The organism is Methylorubrum thiocyanatum (genome assembly GCA_014138645.1).
Lineage (GTDB): Bacteria > Pseudomonadota > Alphaproteobacteria > Rhizobiales > Beijerinckiaceae > Methylobacterium > Methylobacterium thiocyanatum.
Genome location: JACJIB010000001.1, coordinates 486285 through 508544, shown reverse-complemented (window position 1 = coordinate 508544; position 22260 = coordinate 486285). Strand labels below are relative to the sequence as shown.

General features: G+C 70.0%; 16 protein-coding genes. 8 read left to right on the top strand and 8 right to left on the bottom strand.

Going from position 1 to position 22260, the window contains the following annotated elements; translation table 11 throughout:
• Window positions 1-105: 105 nt before the first annotated feature.
• The 5 genes from HNR51_RS02315 to tesB all read right to left on the bottom strand — a co-directional run bounded on the left by HNR51_RS02315 (window position 106) and on the right by tesB (window position 7682).
• The gene (locus HNR51_RS02315) at window positions 106-2724 is read right to left on the bottom strand and encodes a DNA translocase FtsK (RefSeq protein WP_182553852.1); all 2619 of its coding nucleotides are present in this window, start codon (window positions 2722-2724) and stop codon (window positions 106-108) included.
• Between the two features lie 242 nt (window positions 2725-2966).
• Window positions 2967-4220, bottom strand: coding sequence for an outer membrane beta-barrel protein (locus HNR51_RS02310; RefSeq protein ID WP_182553851.1), 1254 nt, complete (start codon window positions 4218-4220; stop codon window positions 2967-2969).
• A gap of 354 nt (window positions 4221-4574) precedes the next feature.
• A complete protein-coding gene (locus HNR51_RS02305; RefSeq protein WP_152276901.1) occupies window positions 4575-6071 on the bottom strand; it encodes an ammonium transporter in 1497 nt (498 codons plus the stop codon).
• Window positions 6072-6203: 132 nt separating this feature from the next.
• Window positions 6204-6542, bottom strand: a complete 339-nt coding sequence (locus tag HNR51_RS02300) for a P-II family nitrogen regulator (RefSeq protein ID WP_012453957.1) — start codon at window positions 6540-6542, stop codon at window positions 6204-6206.
• 261 nt (window positions 6543-6803) lie between these two features.
• On the bottom strand, window positions 6804-7682 hold the full coding sequence (tesB, locus tag HNR51_RS02295; protein ID WP_182553850.1) for an acyl-CoA thioesterase II: 879 nt from the start codon (window positions 7680-7682) through the stop codon (window positions 6804-6806).
• Between the two features lie 195 nt (window positions 7683-7877).
• Between tesB and HNR51_RS02290 the strand changes: the two genes are divergently transcribed.
• Window positions 7878-9179, top strand: a complete 1302-nt coding sequence (locus HNR51_RS02290) for an FAD-dependent monooxygenase (protein ID WP_182553849.1) — start codon at window positions 7878-7880, stop codon at window positions 9177-9179.
• Window positions 9180-9216: 37 nt separating this feature from the next.
• Here the strand turns inward: HNR51_RS02290 and HNR51_RS02285 are convergent, their stop codons facing one another.
• Window positions 9217-10905: a methyl-accepting chemotaxis protein gene (locus tag HNR51_RS02285; RefSeq protein WP_182553848.1), complete on the bottom strand. Its 1689-nt coding sequence runs from the start codon at window positions 10903-10905 to the stop codon at window positions 9217-9219.
• A 412-nt stretch (window positions 10906-11317) separates the two neighbouring features.
• Between HNR51_RS02285 and frr the strand changes: the two genes are divergently transcribed.
• The 7 genes from frr to lpxD all read left to right on the top strand — a co-directional run bounded on the left by frr (window position 11318) and on the right by lpxD (window position 20313).
• Window positions 11318-11881, top strand: a complete 564-nt coding sequence (gene frr, locus HNR51_RS02280) for a ribosome recycling factor (RefSeq protein WP_012453953.1) — start codon at window positions 11318-11320, stop codon at window positions 11879-11881.
• Window positions 11882-11978: 97 nt separating this feature from the next.
• The gene (locus HNR51_RS02275; RefSeq protein ID WP_182553847.1) at window positions 11979-12758 is read left to right on the top strand and encodes an isoprenyl transferase; all 780 of its coding nucleotides are present in this window, start codon (window positions 11979-11981) and stop codon (window positions 12756-12758) included.
• Window positions 12758-13618, top strand: a complete 861-nt coding sequence (locus tag HNR51_RS02270; RefSeq protein WP_152276896.1) for a phosphatidate cytidylyltransferase — start codon at window positions 12758-12760, stop codon at window positions 13616-13618. Before HNR51_RS02275 ends, HNR51_RS02270 begins: the two co-directional genes overlap by 1 nt.
• A 14-nt stretch (window positions 13619-13632) precedes the next feature.
• On the top strand, window positions 13633-14811 hold the full coding sequence (gene dxr, locus HNR51_RS02265) for a 1-deoxy-D-xylulose-5-phosphate reductoisomerase (RefSeq protein WP_141951253.1): 1179 nt from the start codon (window positions 13633-13635) through the stop codon (window positions 14809-14811).
• Window positions 14812-15026: 215 nt separating this feature from the next.
• Window positions 15027-16187: an RIP metalloprotease RseP gene (gene rseP, locus HNR51_RS02260; RefSeq protein WP_012453949.1), complete on the top strand. Its 1161-nt coding sequence runs from the start codon at window positions 15027-15029 to the stop codon at window positions 16185-16187.
• A 349-nt stretch (window positions 16188-16536) separates the two neighbouring features.
• A complete protein-coding gene (gene bamA, locus HNR51_RS02255; protein ID WP_182553846.1) occupies window positions 16537-19101 on the top strand; it encodes an outer membrane protein assembly factor BamA in 2565 nt (854 codons plus the stop codon).
• Between the two features lie 156 nt (window positions 19102-19257).
• On the top strand, window positions 19258-20313 hold the full coding sequence (lpxD, locus tag HNR51_RS02250) for a UDP-3-O-(3-hydroxymyristoyl)glucosamine N-acyltransferase (RefSeq protein ID WP_182553845.1): 1056 nt from the start codon (window positions 19258-19260) through the stop codon (window positions 20311-20313).
• Window positions 20314-20384: 71 nt separating this feature from the next.
• Here lpxD and HNR51_RS02245 read toward each other — a convergent pair whose 3' ends face one another.
• A complete protein-coding gene (locus HNR51_RS02245; protein WP_182553844.1) occupies window positions 20385-21383 on the bottom strand; it encodes a WcbI family polysaccharide biosynthesis putative acetyltransferase in 999 nt (332 codons plus the stop codon).
• A gap of 10 nt (window positions 21384-21393) precedes the next feature.
• Window positions 21394-22119, bottom strand: a complete 726-nt coding sequence (locus tag HNR51_RS02240; protein ID WP_012453945.1) for a fused DSP-PTPase phosphatase/NAD kinase-like protein — start codon at window positions 22117-22119, stop codon at window positions 21394-21396.
• Window positions 22120-22260: the final 141 nt, after the last annotated feature.

The window sequence follows — 22260 nt, the reverse complement described above, 5'->3', positions numbered from 1 at the left end:
CGAAATGCGAAAACGCGCCGCCCTCGAGGAGGACGACGCGTCGGTCGATCGAGCGGCCCGCGGCGGTGCGCGGCGCCTCGGTCGTTCTGGGTCAGGACTGCCCGGTCAGTAATCCTGCGGCTCGGGCTCCACCAGGATCTCGCGCTTGCCTGCGTGGTTGGCCGGACCGACCAGCCCCTCGGTCTCCATCCGCTCCATCAGCGAGGCGGCGCGGTTGTAACCGATCTGAAGGCGGCGCTGGATGTAGGAGGTGGAGGCCTTCTTGTCCCGCAGCACCACGGCCACCGCCTGCTCGTAGAGATCGCCGCCCTCCCCGCCGCCGAACTGGCCGGCATCGAAGACCGGGCCGTCCTCGGAAGCGGCGGCGCCGGCCGGGATCTCACCCTCCTCCGCCGTGACCGCCTCGAGATAGGAGGGCCGGCCCTGGCGCTTGAGGTGAGCGACCACGCTCTCGACTTCCGAGTCCGAGCAGAAGGGTCCGTGCACGCGGGTCGTGCGCCCGCCGCCGGCCATGAACAGCATGTCGCCCTGGCCCAGCAGCTGCTCCGCGCCCATCTCGCCCAGGATCGTGCGCGAGTCGATCTTGCTCGTCACCTGGAAGGAGATCCGGGTCGGGAAGTTCGCCTTGATCGTGCCGGTGATTACATCGACCGAGGGACGCTGCGTGGCCATGATCAGGTGGATGCCGGCCGCACGCGCCATCTGGGCCAGACGCTGGATCGCCCCCTCGATGTCCTTGCCCGCCACCATCATCAGGTCGGCCATCTCGTCGACCACAATGACGATGTAGGGGAGCGGGTTGAGGTCCATGACCTCGTCCTCGTAGACCGCCTCTCCGGTCGAGCGGTCGAACCCGGTCTGGACCGTGCGGGTCAGGGTCTCGCCGCGGGAGCGGGCCTCCTCGAGGCGCGCGTTGAAGCCGTCGATGTTGCGCACACCGACCTTGGACATCTTCTTGTAGCGCTCCTCCATCTCGCGCACGGCCCATTTGAGGGCGATGACCGCCTTCTTCGGGTCGGTGACGACGGGGGAGAGCAGGTGCGGGATGCCGTCATAGACCGACAGCTCCAGCATCTTGGGATCGACCATGATCAGGCGGCACTCCTCCGGCTTCAGCCGGTAGAGCAGCGACAGGATCATGGTGTTGATGGCCACCGACTTGCCCGAGCCGGTGGTGCCGGCCACCAACAGGTGGGGCATGCGGGCCAGATCGGCGATGATCGGTTCGCCGCCGATGTTCTTGCCGAGGCACAGGGCGAGCTTGTGCTTGGTCTCGACGAAATCGACCGAGGCCAGGAGTTCGCGCAAGAAGACGGTCTCGCGCTTGGTGTTCGGCAGCTCGATGCCGATGGCATTGCGGCCCGGCACCACGGCGACGCGGGCGGAGACGGCGGACATCGAGCGGGCGATGTCGTCGGCGAGCGCGATCACGCGGCTCGACTTGGTGCCGGGGGCCGGCTCCAATTCGTAGAGGGTGACGACGGGACCGGGGCGCACGGCGAGGATGTCGCCGCGCACACCGAAATCCTGAAGCGTGGCCTCCAGCATGGTGGCATTCTGCTCCAGAGCCTCGGCCGAGACCTCGGAGCCGGGCGCGGCGTCGCGCGGGCGGGCGAGAAGCTCCAGGGCGGGCAGCCGGTACTCACCGGGCTCCGGGCGGGGCTCGACCGGCCGCGGGCGCGCCGCGGGCGCCTGGGGCAGCGGGCGCGAGACGCGGGAGGGCGGCTCGTCGTCGGCCGCGTCCGCCTCGGGAATCGCGGCGGCGCGCGGCGGAACCGGGCGGCCCGGCGCCGGCTCCTCGTCGTCGTCCTCCGGTTCGAACCGCGGCTCGCGGCGGCCCGACGGGTCCGATGCGGTGGCACGCTCCCGGGCCTGCGGCGCCCAGGGCGCCTCCTCCGGCTCGGCGAAGGCGCGGCGCGCGGCAAGGGCGGGGGAGGCGCCGGCATAGGCCAGCCCCTCCCCCTCGTCGGACGGGGCCTGCCAGGATTCGAGCCGCGTGCGCAGAGAGGCGCGGCTGCGCATCACGGCCTGGGCGAGCGCCCCCAGCGAGAGGATGCCAAGGCTCGGCTCGTCGGAATCGTGGCGCTCCTCGTGGGGCGAGGCGCGGCCGGAGCGGGGCGCCGGGCGCGCGGCGCCGTAGGGCCCCTCCTCGTCCTCCTCGAAGTCCGGCCGGGTCACGCGGCAGGCAGCGGTGAGGCTGAGGATGGCGATCGCCGCGAACAGGAAGCCGGCGAAGCTCGCCAGCGGCCCGACCAGCATCCGCGTGCCGGCGAGCAGGGCATCGCCCGCCACCCCCCCCATGCCGGTGGGCAGCGGCCAGCGGGCGGTGGGCGGCAGGGCACTGGCGACCGCGCTCGCGCTGAGCACGCCGACGAACCACAGCGCCATGCGCACCCCCCCATGCGGCAGGTCGCGCTCGCGCATCAGCCGCATGCCCCACAGGACGGGCGGCAGCGCAAGCATGATCGAGCCGAGCCCGAGGAGCTGCATGGCGAGGTCGGCCACCACGGCGCCGGGGCGCCCGAGCACGTTGTGCGCCCGCTGGTCGGTGGCGTGGTTGAGGCTGGGGTCGTCGATCGACCACGTCGCCAGGGCGACGGTCAGCGCGACCGCGCCGGTGAAGAGAATCAGGCCGCCGCACTCCGTCAGCCGCTTGGCCAGAAAGGGCCGAAGGCTATCGACGAAGGTGTCGTAGGGCGAAGCGGAACGGCGAAGGGAACGCATGCGCAGACCGGTCCGGTGTCAACGATCCGGTAAGGCTAATGCCGGGCGGTTAACGGCGGGCTAAGTGTCTTCGACAAAGCGCCTGCGGCCTCGCCCCGCCCGCAATCGAGGCGGCCGGCAGACCGATCCGGTCCGGAGATCCCGAGGCCTGGCCCCTCTCGCGTCCCACTCGAAATGCAGGAAGCCCCGGATCTCTCCGGGGCTTCCCAAGGCTGTTCTCCGCCGGCGAACCGGCGCGGCTCTCAGAAGGTGAAGCCGGTCTCGACGAGGTAGCGCTCCTGCGACCGCTTGGTGCCGTCGCGGCCGAAGCCGAAGCCGGGGGTAACGTCGTAGGCCTGCACCGTCGCGAACTCGCCGCGGACGAAGTAGCGGTCCCAGGTGAAGGTCGGCGTGATCGTGAACGAGAAGGCCGAGCTGCCCGGGCCGTAGAGGAGGCTGGTCGCGCTCAGGGTGTCGAAGCGGGTGCCCGACTGCGCGATGTACTCGACGCGGCCCGCCAGCGCGAAGTTGTCGGTGAAGGAGTAGCCGGCCAGCAGGGCGCCGCCCCAGGTCTCACCGCCGATGATCGGGCTGAAGTAGTTATCCTTGCGATCGACGGTGGTGTACTGGAAGTAGGGCGTGATGATCCACGGGCCGTTGGCGTAGGTGTAGTTCACGCTGATGATGCTGCTGTTCTGCAGCGAGTTGATCGTCGCGAACTGGAAGCGCGGGCTGCGGGTCGAGGCGTCGAAATCGCTGAAATGCGTGCCGCCGTTGATGCCGATCGTGTTGGAATCGTCGAGCTTGTAGGTGGCGAAGCCCGTCACCCAGTTCAGCTCACCCGAGTAGAAGCCGTCGACCACCGCGACCGAGGCCGCGACCGGACCGCTGGCGTAGTTCACCTGAACGCCCTGGTTGATGAAGTTCTCCTGGTTGAAGAGGAGACCGCGGGAGATGTTCAGGTTCTGGTACGAGAACAGCAGCTCGGAGCCGATGTTGGTGAACATCCGGCCGGCCTGGATCGACCACTCGTCGTTGATCTGCCACTTGCCGAAAGCGACCGGGATCGGGCCGAACAGCGATTCGGTCTGCTCGAATGAGGAGTAGAGCGGCAGGCCGAGAGCCGGGATCGAGTACAGGCCGGCATGGACGTAGAACTGCAGCGGGCCGTCGGCCTTCTGGACCCAACCCTGAAGGTTCGTGAAGTCGACGCGGCCGTAGCGATCCTGCTCGGCGCTCGGCGAGAGGATGCCGAAGGCGTTGGTCTGGGAATAGGCGAACCCGGTGATCGCGCCGCCGACATAGATGTCGCCGATGCCGGTCACGATGCAGGCCGGGTTCGGATTCGCCTTGATGAGGCCGCCGAAGGTCGGGGTCGAGATCGCGGCCTTGCAGTGCTCCTCGACGATAACCGGCGCCTTCGCGGCGGGCATGTCCGCGGCGAGAACCGGCAGCGCGCCGCCGCTCAGCACGGGAAGCGCCGCGACCGCGGCAAGAAGCTTTGTTTTGATCGTCATTGCAGTCAGCCCCACATTCGATACGGCCAAGGTGCCGAACTCGCCCCGGCGCCGCAAAATGAAGTTTTGCGCAAGTGCCCAATTTTTAGCCATTTTTGACCCAGAGCAACCTGTGCGTGGAAACCGTTGCAGAATGGCAACGTTTTCGACCGCCTCCGTTTCGCGCATTTTCCCGAAATCCGGGCTCCGTCTTTACGATTTGTTCACCAATCCGGCATTCGCGGCGGGCGGCGCCGCGATGGAAGCGACGTCGGCCGCGGTTCGGCACCGGGCGCGAACACGCATGAAAAAGGCCCCGGCGCGGTGCGCCGAGGCCCTGGTCTCCGGGTGCCCGCCGGACGGGTGGGCGACCGATCAGTAGTTGTAGGCGCGCTCGCCGTGATCGGCGATGTCGAGGCCCTCGCGCTCCTCTTCCTGCGTCACGCGCAGGCCGATCGTGAGATCGACGAGCTTGTAGAGGATCGCCGAGCCGATGCCCGACCACAGGATGGTGAAGCCGACCGCCTTCGCCTGCGTGATGACCTGGGCGGCCATGTCGTAGGTGCCGAGGACGAGTTCACCGGGCTTGGTGGTGTAGTCGGGGATGCCGGCGCCGCCGAGATCGGGCGAGACCAGGATGCCGGTGGCGATGGCGCCGATGATGCCGCCGACGCAGTGCACGCCGAAGACGTCGAGGGAGTCGTCGTAGCCGAGCGCGTTCTTCACGGTGGAGCACATCACGAAGCAGACGGCACCCGCGACGAGGCCGAGAACGATCGAGCCCATCGGGCCGGCGAAGCCAGCGGCCGGGGTGACGGCGACGAGGCCGGCGATGGCGCCCGAGAGCATGCCGAGCAGCGACGGCTTGCCCTTGGCGGCCCATTCCACGAACAGCCAGGCGACGGCGGCGGCGGCGGTGGCGACGAAGGTGTTGATCATCGCGACACCGGTGGTGCCGTTGGCTTCGAGGTTGGAACCGGCATTGAAGCCGAACCAGCCGACCCAGAGCAGCGAGGCGCCGATCGTGGTCATGGTCAGCGAATGCGGGGCGAGCAGGTCACGGCCGTAGCCGATGCGCTTGCCGAGCATCAGGCAGCCGACGAGGCCGGCGATACCCGCGTTGATGTGCACGACGGTGCCGCCGGCGAAGTCGAGGGCGCCCCACTTGAACAGCATGCCGGCATCGCCCAGCACGGCGTCGTACTCGGCCTTGGCGGCGGCATTGGCCTCGCCACCGGCGGCGGCGAGCTTGCGGGCGGCGTCGGCGAAGACGTCGGGACCGCCCCAGTACCAGACCATGTGGGCCATCGGGAAATAGATCAGCGTGACCCAGAGGATCGTGAACACGATCAGCGCCGAGAACTTCATCCGCTCGGCGAAGGCGCCGACGATGAGGCCGGGGGTGATCATCGCGAACGTCATCTGGAAGCAGATGTAGACGTATTCGGGAATCACGACGCCGTTGGAGAAGGTCGCCGCCACCGAATTGGCGTCGACGCCCTTGAGGAAGGCCTTGGAGAAGCCGCCGACGAAGTCGTTGAGGCCGCCGCCATTGGTGAAGGCGAGGCTGTAGCCGTAGGTGACCCAGAGGAGGCAGACGATCGAGGCGATGGCGAAGACCTGGGTCAGCACCGAGAGCATGTTCTTGGTGCGGACGAGGCCGCCGTAGAACAGGGCAAGGCCGGGCACCGTCATCAACAGCACGAGGATCGCCGAGAGCAGCATCCAGGCCGTGTCACCCTTGTTGGGTACGGGCGTGGCGGCAGCGGCGGTGGCCTCGGGCGCGGGCGACTGCGCGAGCGACGGCTCGATCAGGAGGAGGCCGATCGCGGCTCCTCCCAATCCGAGCGCGAGAAGGTGACGAAGTTTCATGGACAGGAAGCTCCTGATCGCAGTGCGTCGAGCGTTGAGGAGAAGGGATGGGCGGCGCGGCCGGGCGCGTTCCGCCGGAACGGGTGCGAAACGGTCAGAGCATCGGGGAAAGAGCCGATGCGGGACAGAATCCTAGAGTGCGTCGGCGTCGGTCTCGCCGGTGCGGATGCGAACCGCCTTCTCCAGCGGCATCACGAAGATCTTGCCGTCGCCGATCTGACCGGTGCGGGCGGCGCCCGCGATCGTATCGATCACGCTCGTCACGAGATCGGCCGCGATGGCCACCTCGATCTTGAGCTTGGGCAGGAAGCTCACGGCATACTCGGCCCCACGATAGATCTCCGTGTGCCCCTTCTGCCGGCCGTAGCCCTTGACCTCCGTCACGGTCAGGCCGTGAACGCCGATGCCGGTCAGGGCGTCGCGGACTTCCTCCAACTTGAACGGCTTGATGATCGCCATCACGATTTTCATGGGCGGCGCCCCCTTTGTTCTGCCTTCCCACCGCCGGCTGCGCACCGGCCGAGACCCAGCGGTTGCGCAAGGATCGGAATGATCCTGCGACCGCGCGCCTTCATTCAAGGACCGTGCCAAGCGGAACCTTTTCCGCTCGCGCTCTTCTGCCCAGAACGTGAGCGAGGGCTGGCGCCATGTCGAGCAGGACGCGGGCGAAAAATGCCTTTCTAATAGGCAATCAGGCTGCTTCCGCGGCAGAATGCGCCTTAGCGAGTCGGCTCAGCCGCGACGGTGGCGGATCAGCCCCTCCTGGGCGACGGAGGCGACGAGGCGCCCTTCCTCGTCGTGGAAGGTGCCGCGGGCAAAGCCCAGGGCACCCGAGGCGCTGGGGCTGTCCTGCGCGTAGAGCAGCCAGGAATCGGCCCGGAACGGACGGTGGAACCACAGGGCATGATCGAGGCTCGCCGACTGGATGTCGGCGTCGAACACCGTGCGGCCATGGGGGATGAGCGTCGAGTCGAGGAGCGTCATGTCGGAGGCATAGGCCAGCACCGCCCGGTGCACGGCCGGATCCTCCGGCAGGGGCTTCGTCGCGCGCATCCAGACATGGTAGCGGGCCGGCCTGGGCGTGCGGTCGCGGTAGCGCTCGGTCTCCACCGGCCGCAGCTCGATCGGCCAAGCCTGCGTGAAATAGGCGAGCATCGGCTCGGGCACGATGCTACCACCTTCGCGGGCGATGGTTCGCGCATCCGCCAGAGCCTCGGGACGTGGCACATCGGGCAGAGTGTCCGCGTGATCGACGCCTTCCTCGGTGACGTGGAACGAGACCGACATGGCGAAGATCGCCCGGCCCTTCTGGATCGCCTTGACCCGGCGGGTGGTGAAGCTGCCGCCGTCGCGGATGCGCTCGACCTCGTAGACGATCGGGATCGCCGGATCGCCGCCGAGTAGGAAGTAGGCGTGCAGCGAGTGCGGCGGGCGGGCGGGCTCCACCGTACGCGAGGCCGCGACCAGCGCCTGGGCCACCACCTGCCCGCCGAACACCCGCGGCCAGCCGATCCGCGGGCTGATCCCGCGAAACAGATCGGTCTCCAGGCGTTCCAGATCGAGGATCGACAGGAGCCCGTCGACGGGATCGGACCTGAAGGATTCGGACATGGCGGCTTCGCGGCTCGGGGGCGGATAAGGGAAGACGGAGGACGGGCGCGGCCGGGGCCGCGCTCGACGCACATAGCGGCTCGGCCCGAGGATGCCACGCGCGACACCGTCTCCCGTCCGCGTGGGGGTGCGTGCGCCGCTCGCGCGGATGATCTAGGAGAGGGCCGGTACGGAGCCGGAGGGAGAGGAAGGCCGATGAGCGCAACGGAACGCCGCCCCGGACACCATCCTGACCATCAGACCGGACATCAGTCCGGACGCCGCGGCCTGCTCGTCGCCGGTGCAGGCTTCGCCAGCCTCACCCTGGCGGTCGCCCTGAAGCGGGCGCACGGGCCGGCGCTCGACGTGGCGGTCTGCGATCCGGGCCTCGAGGCCGGCGCCGCGCGCCATCGCGGACGCGCCTACGCCGTGGCAGCGGGGCCGCGGCGGATGTTCGAACAGCTCGGGTTATGGCCCCGGATCGCGCCGGCGGCGGAGCCGATGCGCCGGCTCGTCATCAGCGACAGCCGGGTCGGCGACCCGGTGCGGCCGGTCTTCCTCACCTTCGGCGACGGGACGGAAGCGCGCGAGGCGGGGGAGCCCTTCGCCCACATGGTCGAAGCGGAGCCGCTGGCGGCGGTGCTGCTCGACGCCGCGCGGGAGGCGGGCGTCCGGCTCGTCGCCACGGGCGTGCGCGCCGCCGTGCCGGGTCCTCGGGCGATGCGGGTGACCCTGGATGACGGCGCCGCGGAGGAGGTCGCGCTCGTGGTCGCCGCCGACGGGGCACGCTCGGCCCTGCGCGAGGCGGCCGGCATCGGCTGGGTCGGCTGGTCCTATCCCCAGTCGGGCATCGTCGCGACGATCCAGCATGCCCGCGACCACGAGGGCCGTGCCTTCGAGCATTTCCTGCCCAGCGGCCCCTTCGCGATCCTGCCGCTCAGGGCCGGAGGCGATCTCGGCCACCGCTCCTCCATCGTCTGGACCGAGCGCAGCGCCGACGTGCCGGCCCTGCTCGGTGGAGACGCCGCCGAGACGCTGGCCGAGATCGAGCGCCGGTTCGGGCACGAACTCGGCCGCATTGCCCTGGAGCATGGGCCCAGCGCCCATCCGCTGCATCTCGGGATCGCCCGCAGCTTCCGCGCGCTCCGCCTCGCGCTCCTGGGCGATGCAGCCCACGTCATCCATCCGCTGGCGGGCCAGGGGCTCAATCTCGGGCTCGCCGGGGCGGCGGCGCTCGCGGAGGCGGTGACCGGCGCCCTGCGGCTCGGGCTCGATCCCGGCACGGACGCGGTCCTGCGCGCCTACGAGCAGGCGCGCCGCTTCGACACCGTGGCGATGGCGGCGGCGACCGACGGGCTCAACCGCCTGTTCTCCAACGACAGCCTAGCGCTGCGGCTCACCCGCGACTTCGGCCTCGGCCTCGTGGACCGGATGCCGGGCCTGAAGCGCTTCTTCATCGGCCAGGCCTCCGCCCTGCGGGGCGGGACGCCGCGCCTGCTGCGCGGCGAGGCCCTGTGAGGCAACCGCCGCCCGCCTCGCCGCGGGCGCACGGCTCTCAGGCGGCGCGCACGGAGGCCAGGAAGCGCGCGACCTCGGCGGAGAGATGCTCGGACTGGCGCGAGAGTTCGGAGGCCGACGACAGCACCTGCGAGGCCGCCGCCCCGGTGTTTTCCGAGGCGCGTGCGAGGCCAACCATGTTGCTCGTCACCTCCGTCGTGCCGGCCGAGGCCTGGCCGACATTCGAGACGATCTCCTGCGTGGCCGCACCCTGCTGCTCGACCGCCGCCGCGATGGCGCTGGCCACGGCGTTGATCTCGCGGACGCGCTCGGTGACCGAGCCGATCGCGCCCACCGCCTGACGGGTCGCGCCCTGGATCTGATGGATCTGGCTCGAGATCTCCTCGGTGGCGCGCGCCGTCTGGCTGGCCAGCTCCTTCACCTCCGCCGCCACGACCGCGAAGCCGCGGCCGGCCTCGCCGGCGCGGGCCGCCTCAATGGTGGCGTTGAGCGCCAGAAGGTTCGTCTGGCTGGCGATGTTCGAGATCAGGCTCACGACGTCGCCGATCTCCGACACGGCGCCGCTGAGTTCCTGCACGAGCGAGACCGTCTGATCCGCCTCGGTCGCCGCCCGCTGCGCCAGATCCGCCGAGCCCGAGACCTGCCGGCTGATCTCCTGCACCGAGGCGCCGAGTTCCTCGGAGGCGGCCGCCACCGTGTTGACGTTGACGGCGGCTTCCTCGGCCGCCGCGGCGACCGTGCTGGATTGCGTGGCGGTCTCGATCGCCGTGGCCGTCATGCTCTCGGCGGTCGCCTGCAGTTCGGTGGCCGAGGCGGAGACCATGCCGACGATGCCGCCCACGGCCTGCTCGAAGCTCTCGGCCATCTGCCGCATGCCGGCCTTGCGCTGCGCCTCGGCCGAGGCGCGCGCGAGCGCGGTCTCTTCCTCCAGGGCCCGCGCGCGGATCAGACCGGCCTTGAAGACCTGGACGGCATCGGCGATGCGGCCGATCTCGGTGGCCTCGCCCTGATGCGCGACGATGACGCTCAGGTCGCCCCCGGCCAGCGCCTGCATCGGCCGCACCACGGAGTTGATCCCGCGCGAGACGCCGCGCACGATGATCAGGGCGAGCCCGGCCGAGAGCAGGATGGCGGCGGCGATCGCCGCCAGAACCTGGATCCTGGTCGCGTCGTAGGCATCGGTGGCGGCGGTCTCGGCCGCTGCGGCGCCGTCGTTGTTGAGCTTGATCAGGGTCTCGAGCGCCTGTGACGCGCGCCGCCGCGGAGGCACCGCCTCGGCCTCGTACAGGGCGAGCGCCTGCGCCTTCTCACCCTGGCGCGACAGGCCGATGATCCGTTCGCCGACGCCGACGAAGGCGCGCCACTCCTGGCGAAACGCCGCGTAGAGCCTGCGCTCCTCGGGCGAGGCGATGAGGGGCTCGTAGGCCGCCGCGGTCGCATCGAGCTTCTGGCCGCGCTGGAGGACATCGCCCTCGACCGCAGAGAGGCTCTTGGCATCGATCGTCAGGACATGTCGCAGGAGGCTGGTGTTGTAGCGGCCCGTGAGCGCATCGATCTCACCCACGGTGCGGACGCTGGGCAGCCAGTTCCGCTCGATCGTCTGAAGATGTCCATTGATGCGAGACAGCCCACCGAGGCTAAGCAACCCCAATCCGAGCACCACAGCGGTGAGGATTGAGAAGCTTCCAATCAGTTTCGAACGGATAGAGAGGTTTCCGAAAGCCACGACCCAGCTCCCAACGTGGCCGCTTTTACATATGTTTGTTGGCCACACGGAATTTTTTACCGTCAAATTCCTAATCTGAAGTCACTGAGAGCGATCGTGGGATTAAAGCATGACCGACCTTCGTGATCGCTCGGGCCCTCTCCTTCCCGCAGCGGGAGCCTTGTTCGAACCGCGATACTTCCTCGCCCCGGCGGCGCCGGATCGGGCGTCCCGCGCCGGGCGGGCCGCCTGCTGCCGAAGCCGACCGGCGGCGAGGACGGCGGCGGCGCGGGGCGCGCCTCGGCGCCCGATGTCGGCCCGGACGCAACCGTATTTGCGGCCACCCGGTTTTTCGTCCATGTAGCGGCACCGCGTGCCGGGCGCGTCTCCGGCGCGCCGATCTGCCACCCGAACGCATCGGGACTTTGAACCTATGGCCACACCGGAATTCGACCTCGGCGACATCAAGCGCCGCATGCAGGGCGCCGTCTCTTCCCTGAGCAAGGATCTGGGATCGTTGCGCACGGGCCGCGCGACGCCGAGCCTGCTCGATCCGATCCAGGTCGAGGCCTACGGCGCGTCCATGCCGATGGCTCAGGTCGCCACCGTCAGCGTGCCGGAGCCGCGGCTCCTCTCGATCTCGGTCTGGGACCGCTCGATGGTCACCAATGTCGAGAAGGCGATCCGCGAATCCGACCTCGGCCTCAACCCGATGACGGAAGGGCAGACCATCCGCCTGCGCATCCCCGAGATGAACGAGCAGCGCCGCAAGGAGATGGTCAAGGTCGCCCACAAGTACACGGAGGAGGCCCGCGTCGCCGTCCGCCATGTCCGCCGCGACGGTCTCGACATCCTCAAGAAGCTCGAGAAGGACGGCGCCATCAGCGAGGACGACGAGAAGCGCCAGGCCGGCGAGGTGCAGAAGGCCACCGACGACGCCATCGCCGAGATCGACGGCGTGCTGGCCTCGAAGGAAAAGGAAATCATGCAGGTCTGAGCGCCCCGGCCTGCATCGACGGGAACGGATGGCGGGGCCGCGCCGGGCTGCGGCGGCGCGGAGGGCGGCAAGAGGGCCGCAAGAGGGGGAGGCTGCGTTGGTTCGCTCGGAAGGCGCGCGGCAGATCGGGGACGCGGCGGGTGCCGCCCCCGAGGGAGCGGCGCGGCCTGCGCCGCGGCACGTCGCCATCATCATGGACGGCAACGGCCGCTGGGCCGCGAGCCGGGGCCTGCCCCGCTTCGAGGGGCACCGCCGCGGCGTCGAGGCGGTGCGCCGCGCCGTGCGCTCCGCCATCACGCTCGGCATCCACTATCTCACCATCTACAGCTTCTCCTCGGAGAACTGGCGCCGGCCGCCCTCGGAAATCTCCGAGCTGATGGGCCTGCTCAAGCTGTTCGTGCGCAGCGACCTCGCCGACCTGCACGCCAACAACGTCCGCGTCCGGGTGATCGGCGACCGGGCCGACCTCTCGGGGGATATCGCCGGCCTGCTCGACGAGGCGGAGGCGCGCACCCGCGCCAATACCGGCCTGACCCTGGTCGTCGCCTTCAACTACGGCGGCCGCCAGGAAATCCTGCGCGCCGTGCGGCGCATCGCGGCGGCCGTCGCGGAGGGTCGTCTGCGACCTGAGGAAATCGATCTGCCGACCATCACGGAGGCGCTCGACACCGCCGGTATCCCCGATCCGGACCTCGTGATCCGGACCTCGGGCGAGCATCGCCTCTCGAACTTCCTGACGTGGCAGACGGCTTATGCCGAGTACGTGATCGAGCCGGGCTTCTGGCCGGATTTCGACCACGCCGCCTTCCTCGCCGCGCTCGACGAGTATCACCGCCGCGACCGCCGCTTCGGCGGCCTCAGCGCGGGGGCCGGTTGATGGCAGGCGAGAAGGCGGCCTCCCCGGCCCCGCGCGCGCCCTTCGCCAACCGCGAGTTCGGCCTGCGCGTCGCCTCGGCGCTGGTGCTCGGCGCTGCCGTCCTCGGCACCCTGATCCTCGGCGGCTGGGCCTTCGCCGCGGTCTGGCTGATCGCCGGGATCGTCGGCGCCGCCGAGTGGCTCGCCATGACCCGCTCCGAGCCGCTCGCGCCGCTGCTCGGCCTCACCGGTGCGACGCTGTTCGCGCTGCTCGCCGCCGTGCTCGTCGGCGCCCCCCTCTGGGTGCCGGTTCTCGTCCTGCTCGCCGGCAGCCTCGGCCTGTTCGCCCTCGGGCACGGGCCGGGCCGGCGCAAGCCGGTCTGGGGCCTTCTCGGCGGCGCCGTGGTCGCCCTGGTGCCGACGCTGCTGCGGCTCGATCCCGAGATCGGCATCGTCGGGCCGGCCTGGATGTTCGCCGTGGTCTGGTCGACGGACAGCGTCGCCTACTTCACCGGGCGCCTGATCGGCGGGCCGAAGCTGATGCCGCGGGTGAGCCCGAAGAAGACGTGGTCCGGCGCGCTGGGCGGACTATTCGCCGGGATCGTCGGCGGCACCCTCACCGTGCTCGTCGCCCGCGACCACGGCTGGGACGCGCTGCCCGCCATCTCGCTGCCCCTCGTCGCGGCGGTGAGCGGCCTCGCCTCGATCCTGTCGATGGCCGGCGATCTGGTTGAGTCCGCCCTCAAGCGCCGCTACGGCGTCAAGGATTCCGGCCGCTCGATCCCCGGCCATGGCGGCGTCATGGACCGGCTCGACGGCTTCTTCGCCGTGGCTGGGCTCGCCGGCCTGTGCTTCGCCGCCCTGCGGCTCCTGCCTGCTTGAACGGAACTGATCCCGTGAGCCTCACCGTCACCGTCCTCGGCGCCACCGGCTCGATCGGCCGCTCGACCACGGATCTCCTCGCCCAGCATGCGGGCCGCTTCCGCGTCGGCGCCCTCGTCGGCGGCCGGGACGCCGCGGCCCTGGCCAAGCTCGCCCTCGAAATGAAGCCGGATTTCGCCGCGCTCGCCGACGAGAGCGCCGGCCCGGCGCTGGCCGAGGCGCTGTCGGGCTCCGGCATCCCGAACGGTGCGGGCGAGAGCGCGGTGCTGGAGGCGGTCGCCCGCGAGGCCGACATCGTCGTTGCCGCGGTCAGCGGCGCGGCGGGGCTCAAGCCCACCCACGCGGCACTCCGGCTCGGGCGCACCATCGCGCTCGCCAACAAGGAGAGCCTCGTCTGCGCCGGCGACGCCTTCATGCGCGACGCCAAGCGCTACGGCGCCCGCATCCTGCCGGTGGATTCCGAGCACAACGCCCTCGCCCAGGCCATGGGCGACGGCCGCGTCGCCGACATCGCCAAGATGACGCTCACCGCCTCCGGCGGCCCGTTCCGCACCTGGACCCGCGAGCGCATCGCCGCCGCGAGCCCGGCCGAGGCCGCCGCCCACCCGACCTGGTCGATGGGCATGAAGATCAACATCGATTCCGCCTCGCTGATGAACAAGGGCCTGGAGCTGATCGAGGCCCACCACCTCTTCGCCATCGACGCGGCGCGGCTCGACGTGATCGTCCACCCGCAATCGATCGTGCACGGGCTGATCGCGTGGCGCGACGGCGCGGTGACGGCGGGGCTCGCCATGCCCGACATGCGCGTGCCGATCGCCCACTGCCTCGGCCTCGGCGATCGCCTCGAGATTGCCCGCGGCCGCCCGCTCGATCTCGCCGCCACCGGCAGCCTCACCTTCGAGCCGGCGGACGAGGCCCGCTTCCCCTGCCTGCGCGTCGCCCGCGCGGCGCTGGCCGAGGGCGGCGCAGCGCCGACCGTGATGAACGCCGCCAACGAGATCGCCGTCGCCGCCTTCATCCGCGGCGCCATCCCCTTCTACGGCATCGCCGAACTGGTGGAGCAGGCGGTCGAGCGCTTCGCCGCCGAGTTCCGCCGCGCGCCCGAGGATGTGGAAGAGGCGCTGGCCATCGATGCGCGCGTGCGCGCCTGGAGCCTGGAGGCGGTGCCCGCCGCCCGCGCCGCCGGCTGAGCCGACGATTAACCTTTACGAAATCTTGTCGGGGGCAGGCGACCCGGTCCATGGAGTGCGCGCGCGATTAGACCTCGCCCTCGAACGTGAGGCATGCGACGATCCGCGACTTGCCGGCTGCGCTCCTGCTCTGTCAGGGCGAGTGGTCAAGACCGGATTCGCGCGTGACGTGCGCGGATCTCCTAACGAGTGTCGCGGCCTGAAGGATGATGGCCATGGAATTCCTGAGCGGCATGGGCGGTAACGCTGCCGGCTTCTTCGGCGCGGTGATCCCGTTCCTGTTCGTGCTGACCATCGTCGTGTTCGTGCACGAGATGGGCCACTTTCTGGTTGGTCGCTGGTGCGGGGTCGGCGTCACCGCCTTCTCCATCGGCTTCGGCCCGGAGATCGTCGGCTTCAACGATCGGCGCGGCACCCGCTGGAAGCTCTCGGCGATCCCGCTGGGTGGCTACGTGAAGTTCGTGGGCGATGCCAACGGCGCCAGCGTGCCGGATCCGGAGGCGGTCGCCCGCATGAGCCCGCACGAGCGGGCGGTGAGCTTCCCGACCCAGCCGGTGGCCAAGCGCGCGGCCATCGTCGCCGCCGGCCCGATCGCCAACTTCCTCCTGGCCATCGCCGTCTTCGCGGGCGCGATCTACTTCAGCGGCCGCTACGAGACGCCGGCCCGCGTCGAGGCGGTGCAGCCCAACAGCGCCGCCGCGCGGGCGGGTTTCCAGCCCGGCGACGTGATCCGCACGATCGACGGTCAGACGGTCAACACCTTCAACGACATGCAGCGCGTCGTCTCGGCCGCCGCCGGCGCCTCGCTGGCGGTGACCGTGGATCGCGGCGGGCAGGTCCAGACGCTGACCGCCGTGCCCGACATGATCGAGGAGCGCACGCCCTTCGGCCGCCACCGCTTCGGCCGCCTCGGCATCAACGGGCCGAACGCCAGCGCGGCCAAGCTGGTGCATTACGGCCCCTTGGAGTCGCTGAAGCTCGGCGTCCACGAGACCGCCTTCGTGGTGGAGCGCACCTTCGACTACATCGGCAAGCTCGTCACCGGACGGGAATCCGCCGACCAGCTCTCCGGCCCGATCGGCATCGCCCGGGTCTCGGGCGAGGTCGCCCGCGTCGGCGGCGTCGGCGGCCTGATCGGGCTGATCGCGCTGCTGTCGGTCTCGATCGGGCTCCTCAACCTGTTCCCGATCCCGCTCCTCGACGGCGGGCATCTGCTCTTCTACGCCTTCGAGGCGGTGCGCGGCCGCCCCTTGAGCGAACGGGCGCAGGAGATCGGCTTCCGCATCGGCCTGGCCTTCGTGCTGATGCTGATGCTGTTCGCTGCCTGGAACGACATCCTCAATCTGGGCGCCTCGCTGAGCCAGCGCGGCACCTGACGCGGCCCGCTTCTCCCCTGCCCGAATCGACGGCCCGGCACCCCGCCGGGCCGTTCGCTTTTGTGGTCAACGCCGGCTTTCCGGGTTCCGTGCACGAACCGGAAAGTCGTGTTCGCGACCATATTTACGCCCTATTCACGCTAATCTGAGATCCTTCGTAAAGGTGCTTCGTCGTTAAGTGGCGCGAAGGCCACGACCCCCCAAAATCCCGGTCTATCGGACTGCCCCCGCGTTTGCTTCGTAGGGGAATCCCGATACAAGCGTGGCTGGGACCAGAGGGCGGCGAGCCTTAAGGGCGGCTGCCTGCGGGTGCGAACCCGTGCTGAGATAAAAAGAGACGGGCGATTACATGATGTCGATGACGGGAAAGCGCCGGCGAAAGTCGGCGGAGCGTGCCATCGTTCTGGTCGCCACCGCCGCCAGCGTGATCCTCGGCGGCGCGGCCGCGCAGGCGCAGCAGATCGTTGTCGAAGGCAACCGCCGTGTCGATTCCGACACGATCCGCTCTTACGTCACCGGCACCGCCTCCGGTTCGCCCGAGGAGGCCCGGCGCAACCTCCTCTCCACCGGCCTCTTCTCCGACGTGCAGGTCTCGGCGCGCGGCGGCACCACCGTGGTGCGCGTGCGTGAGAACAGCGTGGTCGGCCGCGTCTTCTTCGAAGGCAACAAGAAGGTCGAGAAGGCCACCCTCGAGAGCGTGGTCGAGACCAAGGACCGCGGCGCCCTGAGCCCGGCGGTGATCGCCGCCGACGTCGAGCGCATCCGCGACGTCTACAAGCGCTCGGGCCGCGGCACCGCCAAGGTCAGCTATCGCCTCGTCGACCTGCCCACCGGCCGCTCCGACGTCATCTTCGCCATCGACGAGGGCGACAAGACCGGCATCCGCGCGATCAACTTCGTCGGCAACAACGTCTACTCGGAATCGACCCTCAAGGGTCTGATGTCCTCCTCCGAGATGAACTTCCTCTCGTTCATCAAGACCTCCGACGTCTACGATCCCGACCGCATCTCCGCCGATCTCGACATCGTCCGCCGCTACTACCTCAAGAACGGCTACGCCGACTTCCGCGTCGTGAACGCCGATGCCCGCTACGTCGAGTCCGGCGACGAGACCGGCTGGGTCATCACCGTCACCGTCGAGGAAGGCGAGCAGTACACCGTCGGCGCGGTGGCGGTGGATCCGCGCATCGCCGGCATCGACCGCGAGGCCCTCGACGGGCAGATCCGCGCCCAGGTCGGCGACGTTTACAACGCCGAGGACGTCGAGAAGACGCTGGTCGGCGTGACCAACGAGGTCAACCGCCAGGGTTATCCCTTCGCCCAGGTGCGCCCCACCGGCCAGCGCGACCGCGCCACGCACCAGGTCGCCCTCGGCTTCGTGGTCGAGGACGGCCCGCGCGTCTACGTCGAGCGCATCAACATCCGCGGCAACACCCGCACCCGCGACTACGTCATCCGCCGCGAGCTCGATCTGGCGGAGGGCGACGCCTATAACCGCGTGCTGGTCGACCGCGCCGAGCGCCGGCTGAACGGTCTCGGCTTCTTCAAGAAGGTGCGCTTCTCCAACGAGCCGGGCTCGGCACCGGACCGGGTGGTCGTGAACATCGATGTCGAGGATCAACCCACGGGTTCGTTCTCGGTGGCGGGCGGCTACTCCACCCAGGACGGCATCATCGGCGAAGTCTCGGTCTCCGAGTCGAACTTCCTCGGCCGCGGCCAGTACGTGCGCCTCGCGGTGCAGGGCGGCCAGTACGCCCGCGGCATCGACTTCTCCTTCACCGAGCCGTACTTCCTCGGCTACCGCCTCGCGGCCGGCTTCGACGCCTTCTACAAGTACTCCGACCTGACCCGCTGGTCGCGTTACGAGACCACCGTCTACGGCGGTCAGCTGCGCCTCGGCCTGCCGATCACCGAGGAGTTCGGCGTCACCTTCCGCTACTCGATCTACAACACCGAGCTGCGGGTCCCGAACACGATCAAGCGGCCCTACAACGACTGCTCGGTCGCGATTCCCGGCTACACCGCCGTCAACCCGGCCGGAACGATCGATCCGGCGAGCGGTCGTGACGTGGGCGGCCTCCCGGCCTACCCGAACTGCGCCTTCGACGGCGAGGCCTCGATCGCCCTCAAGGGCCAGCAGGGCAACGTCCTGACCTCGCTGGCGGGCGTCACCCTGGCCTACTCGACCCTCGACAACCTGCAGCGGCCGACCAACGGCTTCTACGGCGAGCTGAAGCCCGACGTCGCCGGCATCGGCGGCGACTCCAAGTTCTTCCGCGTGACGGGCGACGCCCGCTACTACAAGGAACTGTGGGAGGACGTGGTCGGCTTCGTGCGCCTCCAGGGCGGTCATATCTCCGCTCTCGACAACCAGCCGCTGCGCATCACCGACCAGTTCTTCCTCGGCCCGTCGCTCGTGCGCGGCTTCGCCCCGAACGGCCTCGGCCCGCGCGACGTCGGCATCGCCGATGCCCGCTCCAACGCCATCGGCGGCACGACCTACTTCGGCGCCACGGTCGAGGTTCAGTTCCCGATCTGGGGTCTGCCGAAGGATCTCGGCCTGAAGGGCGCGGTCTTCGCCGATGCCGGTACGCTGTTCGGCTATGACGGCCGCCGCAACTTCGACGTGAACCGCGACGGCTTCATCAACGGCTTCGCGCCGGGATCGGGCTGCAACTACACGAACTTCGGCGCCGGTGCGATCACGGTCGAGCCCGAATGCGTGAACGTCCGCGACAAGCCGACGATCCGCTCCTCGGTCGGTGCCTCGATCCTGTGGAACTCGCCGCTTGGCCCGATCCGCTTCGACTACGCCTACGCGCTGTCCAAGGACGAGGGTGTCCAGACGGCTCTCGGCAAGGTCGGCAAGGACCAGCTCCAGGCGTTCCGCTTCTCCGGCGGCTCGCGCTTCTGATCCCCGACCCGCGTACTTGAAAGAGCCGTGCCCGACCGCATCAAGGTCGGGCACGGCTCTTTTGCTTTGTGACGGCCCGTCCCCCGGACGGATGCCCCCTCCGGCGAAGAGCGCTATAGCGGCGCTCGGACCCCTCCCCTGCCGGCTTCGCAGCTCATGTCAGATCCCGTCTTCATCGTGCCGAAAGCCGGCCTGACCCTCGGCGCCGTCGCCGAGGCCTGCGGCGTGCCGCTGCCCGAAGGCGCCGACCCGTCGCAGCCGGTGACCGGAGCCGCCCCCTTGGAGACCGCGGGGCCGAGCGACCTCGCCTATATGGACAATGCCCGCTACGGCGATGCGCTGGGCACGACCCGGGCGCTCGCCTGCCTCGTCTCGCCGCGCTTCGCCCCCCGCGTGCCCGCCGGCACCATCGCCCTCGTCACCCGCGATCCCTACCGCGCCTATGCCGGGCTGCTGGCCCGCCTCTACGAGGAGGCGATGCGGCCGGGCTCGCTCTTTGCCGCGAGCGGGGTCTCGCCCGGCGCCCATGTCCACCCGCAGGCGCGGCTGGAGGACGGGGTGCGGGTCGATCCCGGCGCCGTCGTCGGCCCCGGCGCCGAGATCGGCTCCGGCACGGTGCTCGGCCCCAATGCCGTAATCGGGCCGAATGTCAGGATCGGCCGCGACTGCTCCATCGGCGCGGGCGCGACGCTGACCCACGCGCTGGTCGGCAACCGCGTCATCGTCCATCCCGGCGCCCGGATCGGCCAGGACGGCTTCGGCTTCGCCATGGGCGCGGGCGGCCACATCAAGGTGCCGCAGGTCGGCCGCGTCATCATTCAGGACGATGTCGAGATCGGCGCCAACACCACCATCGACCGGGGCGCCTCGCGCGATACGGTCGTCGGCGAGGGCACCAAGATCGATAACCTCGTGCAGATCGCCCATAACGTGGTGATCGGCCGCCACTGCGTGATCGTCTCCGGCGTCGGCATCTCCGGCTCGACCACGCTGGAGGATTACGTGGTGCTCGGCGGCCAGGTCGGCGTCGTCGGCCATCTGCGCATCGGCATGGGCTCGCAGATCGCCGGCTCCTCCAACGTCAACCGCGACGTGCCGCCGGGTTCGCGCTGGGGCGGTACGCCGGCCAAGCCCGTGCGGACGTGGTTCCGCGAGATGACGACCCTGGCCCGCCTCGCCGAGCGCGGGGGCAAGGACGACGGCGAGGGGTAGCCTTCAGGGCTCCGCCCTGGAACCCGCCAAAGGGCTTGCCCTTTGGGAACCCCTGACTGGGCGCGGCGCTCTCAGGCGGCGTCGAACAGATGCCGGATCTCGGGCGAGGCGGCCCAGTGCTCGATCCGGTGGCAGGTCAGGCTCTCCCGCGGCTGCTCGCGATAGATCGCGAGGCTTTCCGCGACGAAGGCGTCGAGGCCGAGCGTCTCGGGCGGCATGCCCCGGCGCTGGCGGCGCTTGAACACCGTGGAGCCCGGGACGCCGTAGAGCGTCGCCACCGGCGGGTAGACCGGCCAGATCGCGTCATCTAAGAGCACGTCCGGGGCGTAGGCCTCCACCGCGACCGGCCGCGGCGACAGCCCCGCCTCGCGCAGCAGCCGGGCGGCGATGTCGCCCAGCACGCTCAGGCGCGGATGGTTGATGTTGTGCATGAACAGGCCATCGCGCGACCAGCGCAGCAGCTCGCCCGAGAGGTCGAAGCCGATCGCCCGGCTCGACGCGATCAGGTCCGCGGCGGCCAGCCCCCAGGCATCGAGATAGCCGAGCCGCGAAAACACCTCCTCGCGGAACAGGGCAAGGATCTGCGCCTGCGACAGACCCCGGAGGAAGCCGAACAGGGTGATCGCCGAGTGGTAGGTGCCGAGCGGCGACGGCACCAGCTTCATCCGCGCCACCGAGGCGAGATCGCCGACATAGACCGCGTCCGGATGGAAGGCGGTGAAGACGATCGAGGGAAACAGCCGCATCCGCGGCAGCCGCTCGCGCAAGGCCTCCGAGCCACCCCCGGCAAAGAAGCCCGCAGGAAAGGGCTGGGAGAAGACGTGGTCGCACGCGCCGAGCGTGGCCGCGAAGGCGTCGAGGTCCTGGCCGCGCTTGCCCAGCGTGCTCATCGGGATCAGCCGCACCCGCGCCCCCGGCGCCAGGATGCGCACGGCCTCGGCCACGCCCCTCGCCTGGCAATTGCCGATCACCGCGATCCGGGGACCGTGCCCGCCGCCCTCCTCGGGCGCGCGCCGGCCGGTCCACGATCGCGGGACGGCCTCGATCAGCCGCGAGAGCCTGAGGGCCAAGGCGGCGCGCCTATTCGCGCCGCAGCAGGCGGTCGACGACGAGGTCGGACCAGAAGCCGGCGCGGAAGCTCTGCGTGACCGCCTGCGGATCGTAGCTGTGCTCGACCCAATCGAGGAAGCTCTGGCCCCGCGCCTCGCCCTCGCGGAGATAGGTGGCGAAGAACGCGTCGAGGATGCCGGTCTTGGCGAAGCGGAAATGGCCGTAGCGCGGCGAGAGCTGGCGCAGCGCCTCGCGCACCGGCCGGCCCTCGTGCAGGATCAGGAACAGGGTGGCGGCGAGCCCGGCCCGGTCCGCCCCCGACTTGCAGTGCATCACCGCCGGGTATTCGAGGCCGGCGAAGAAGTCGCGCGCCGCGAGCAGGGTCTCGCGGGAGGGCGCCTCGCGGGAGCGCAGGACGAACTCGACGAGGGTCAGCCCCTGCCGCTCGCAGGCTTCGCGCTGCAGCGGCCAGGAGCCGTGCTCGCGCCCGCCGCGCAGCGACACGATCGTGCGCACGCCCTGGCGCTTGAACCATGCGAGCTGGTGCGGCGTCGGCTGGGCCGAGCGCCAGACGAGCCCGGTGCCGATCCGGTGCCGGTTGAGATAGGCGAGGCGGAAGATCCCGTGATCGACGAGCAGCATGTTCGCCCAGGCCTTGGCCCGGGAGACGGAGCCGTCGATCGGCCGCTCGAACTTCGCGATGCGGGCCATGCGCCGCGCGTAGCGCGTCTCGGGAGGAAGGAAGCGGTTGAACACGGATCGCTGGGGGAAGCCTGTCGGAGCGTCCCTCTAACAGCCCGCGATTCGGGCGACAACGCGGGCGGCCAAGCCGGCGACAGTGCCGGTCTGGCGCGGGCGCGGCGCGGACAGGCGCCGGCCGAATCTGCGGCATTGCCG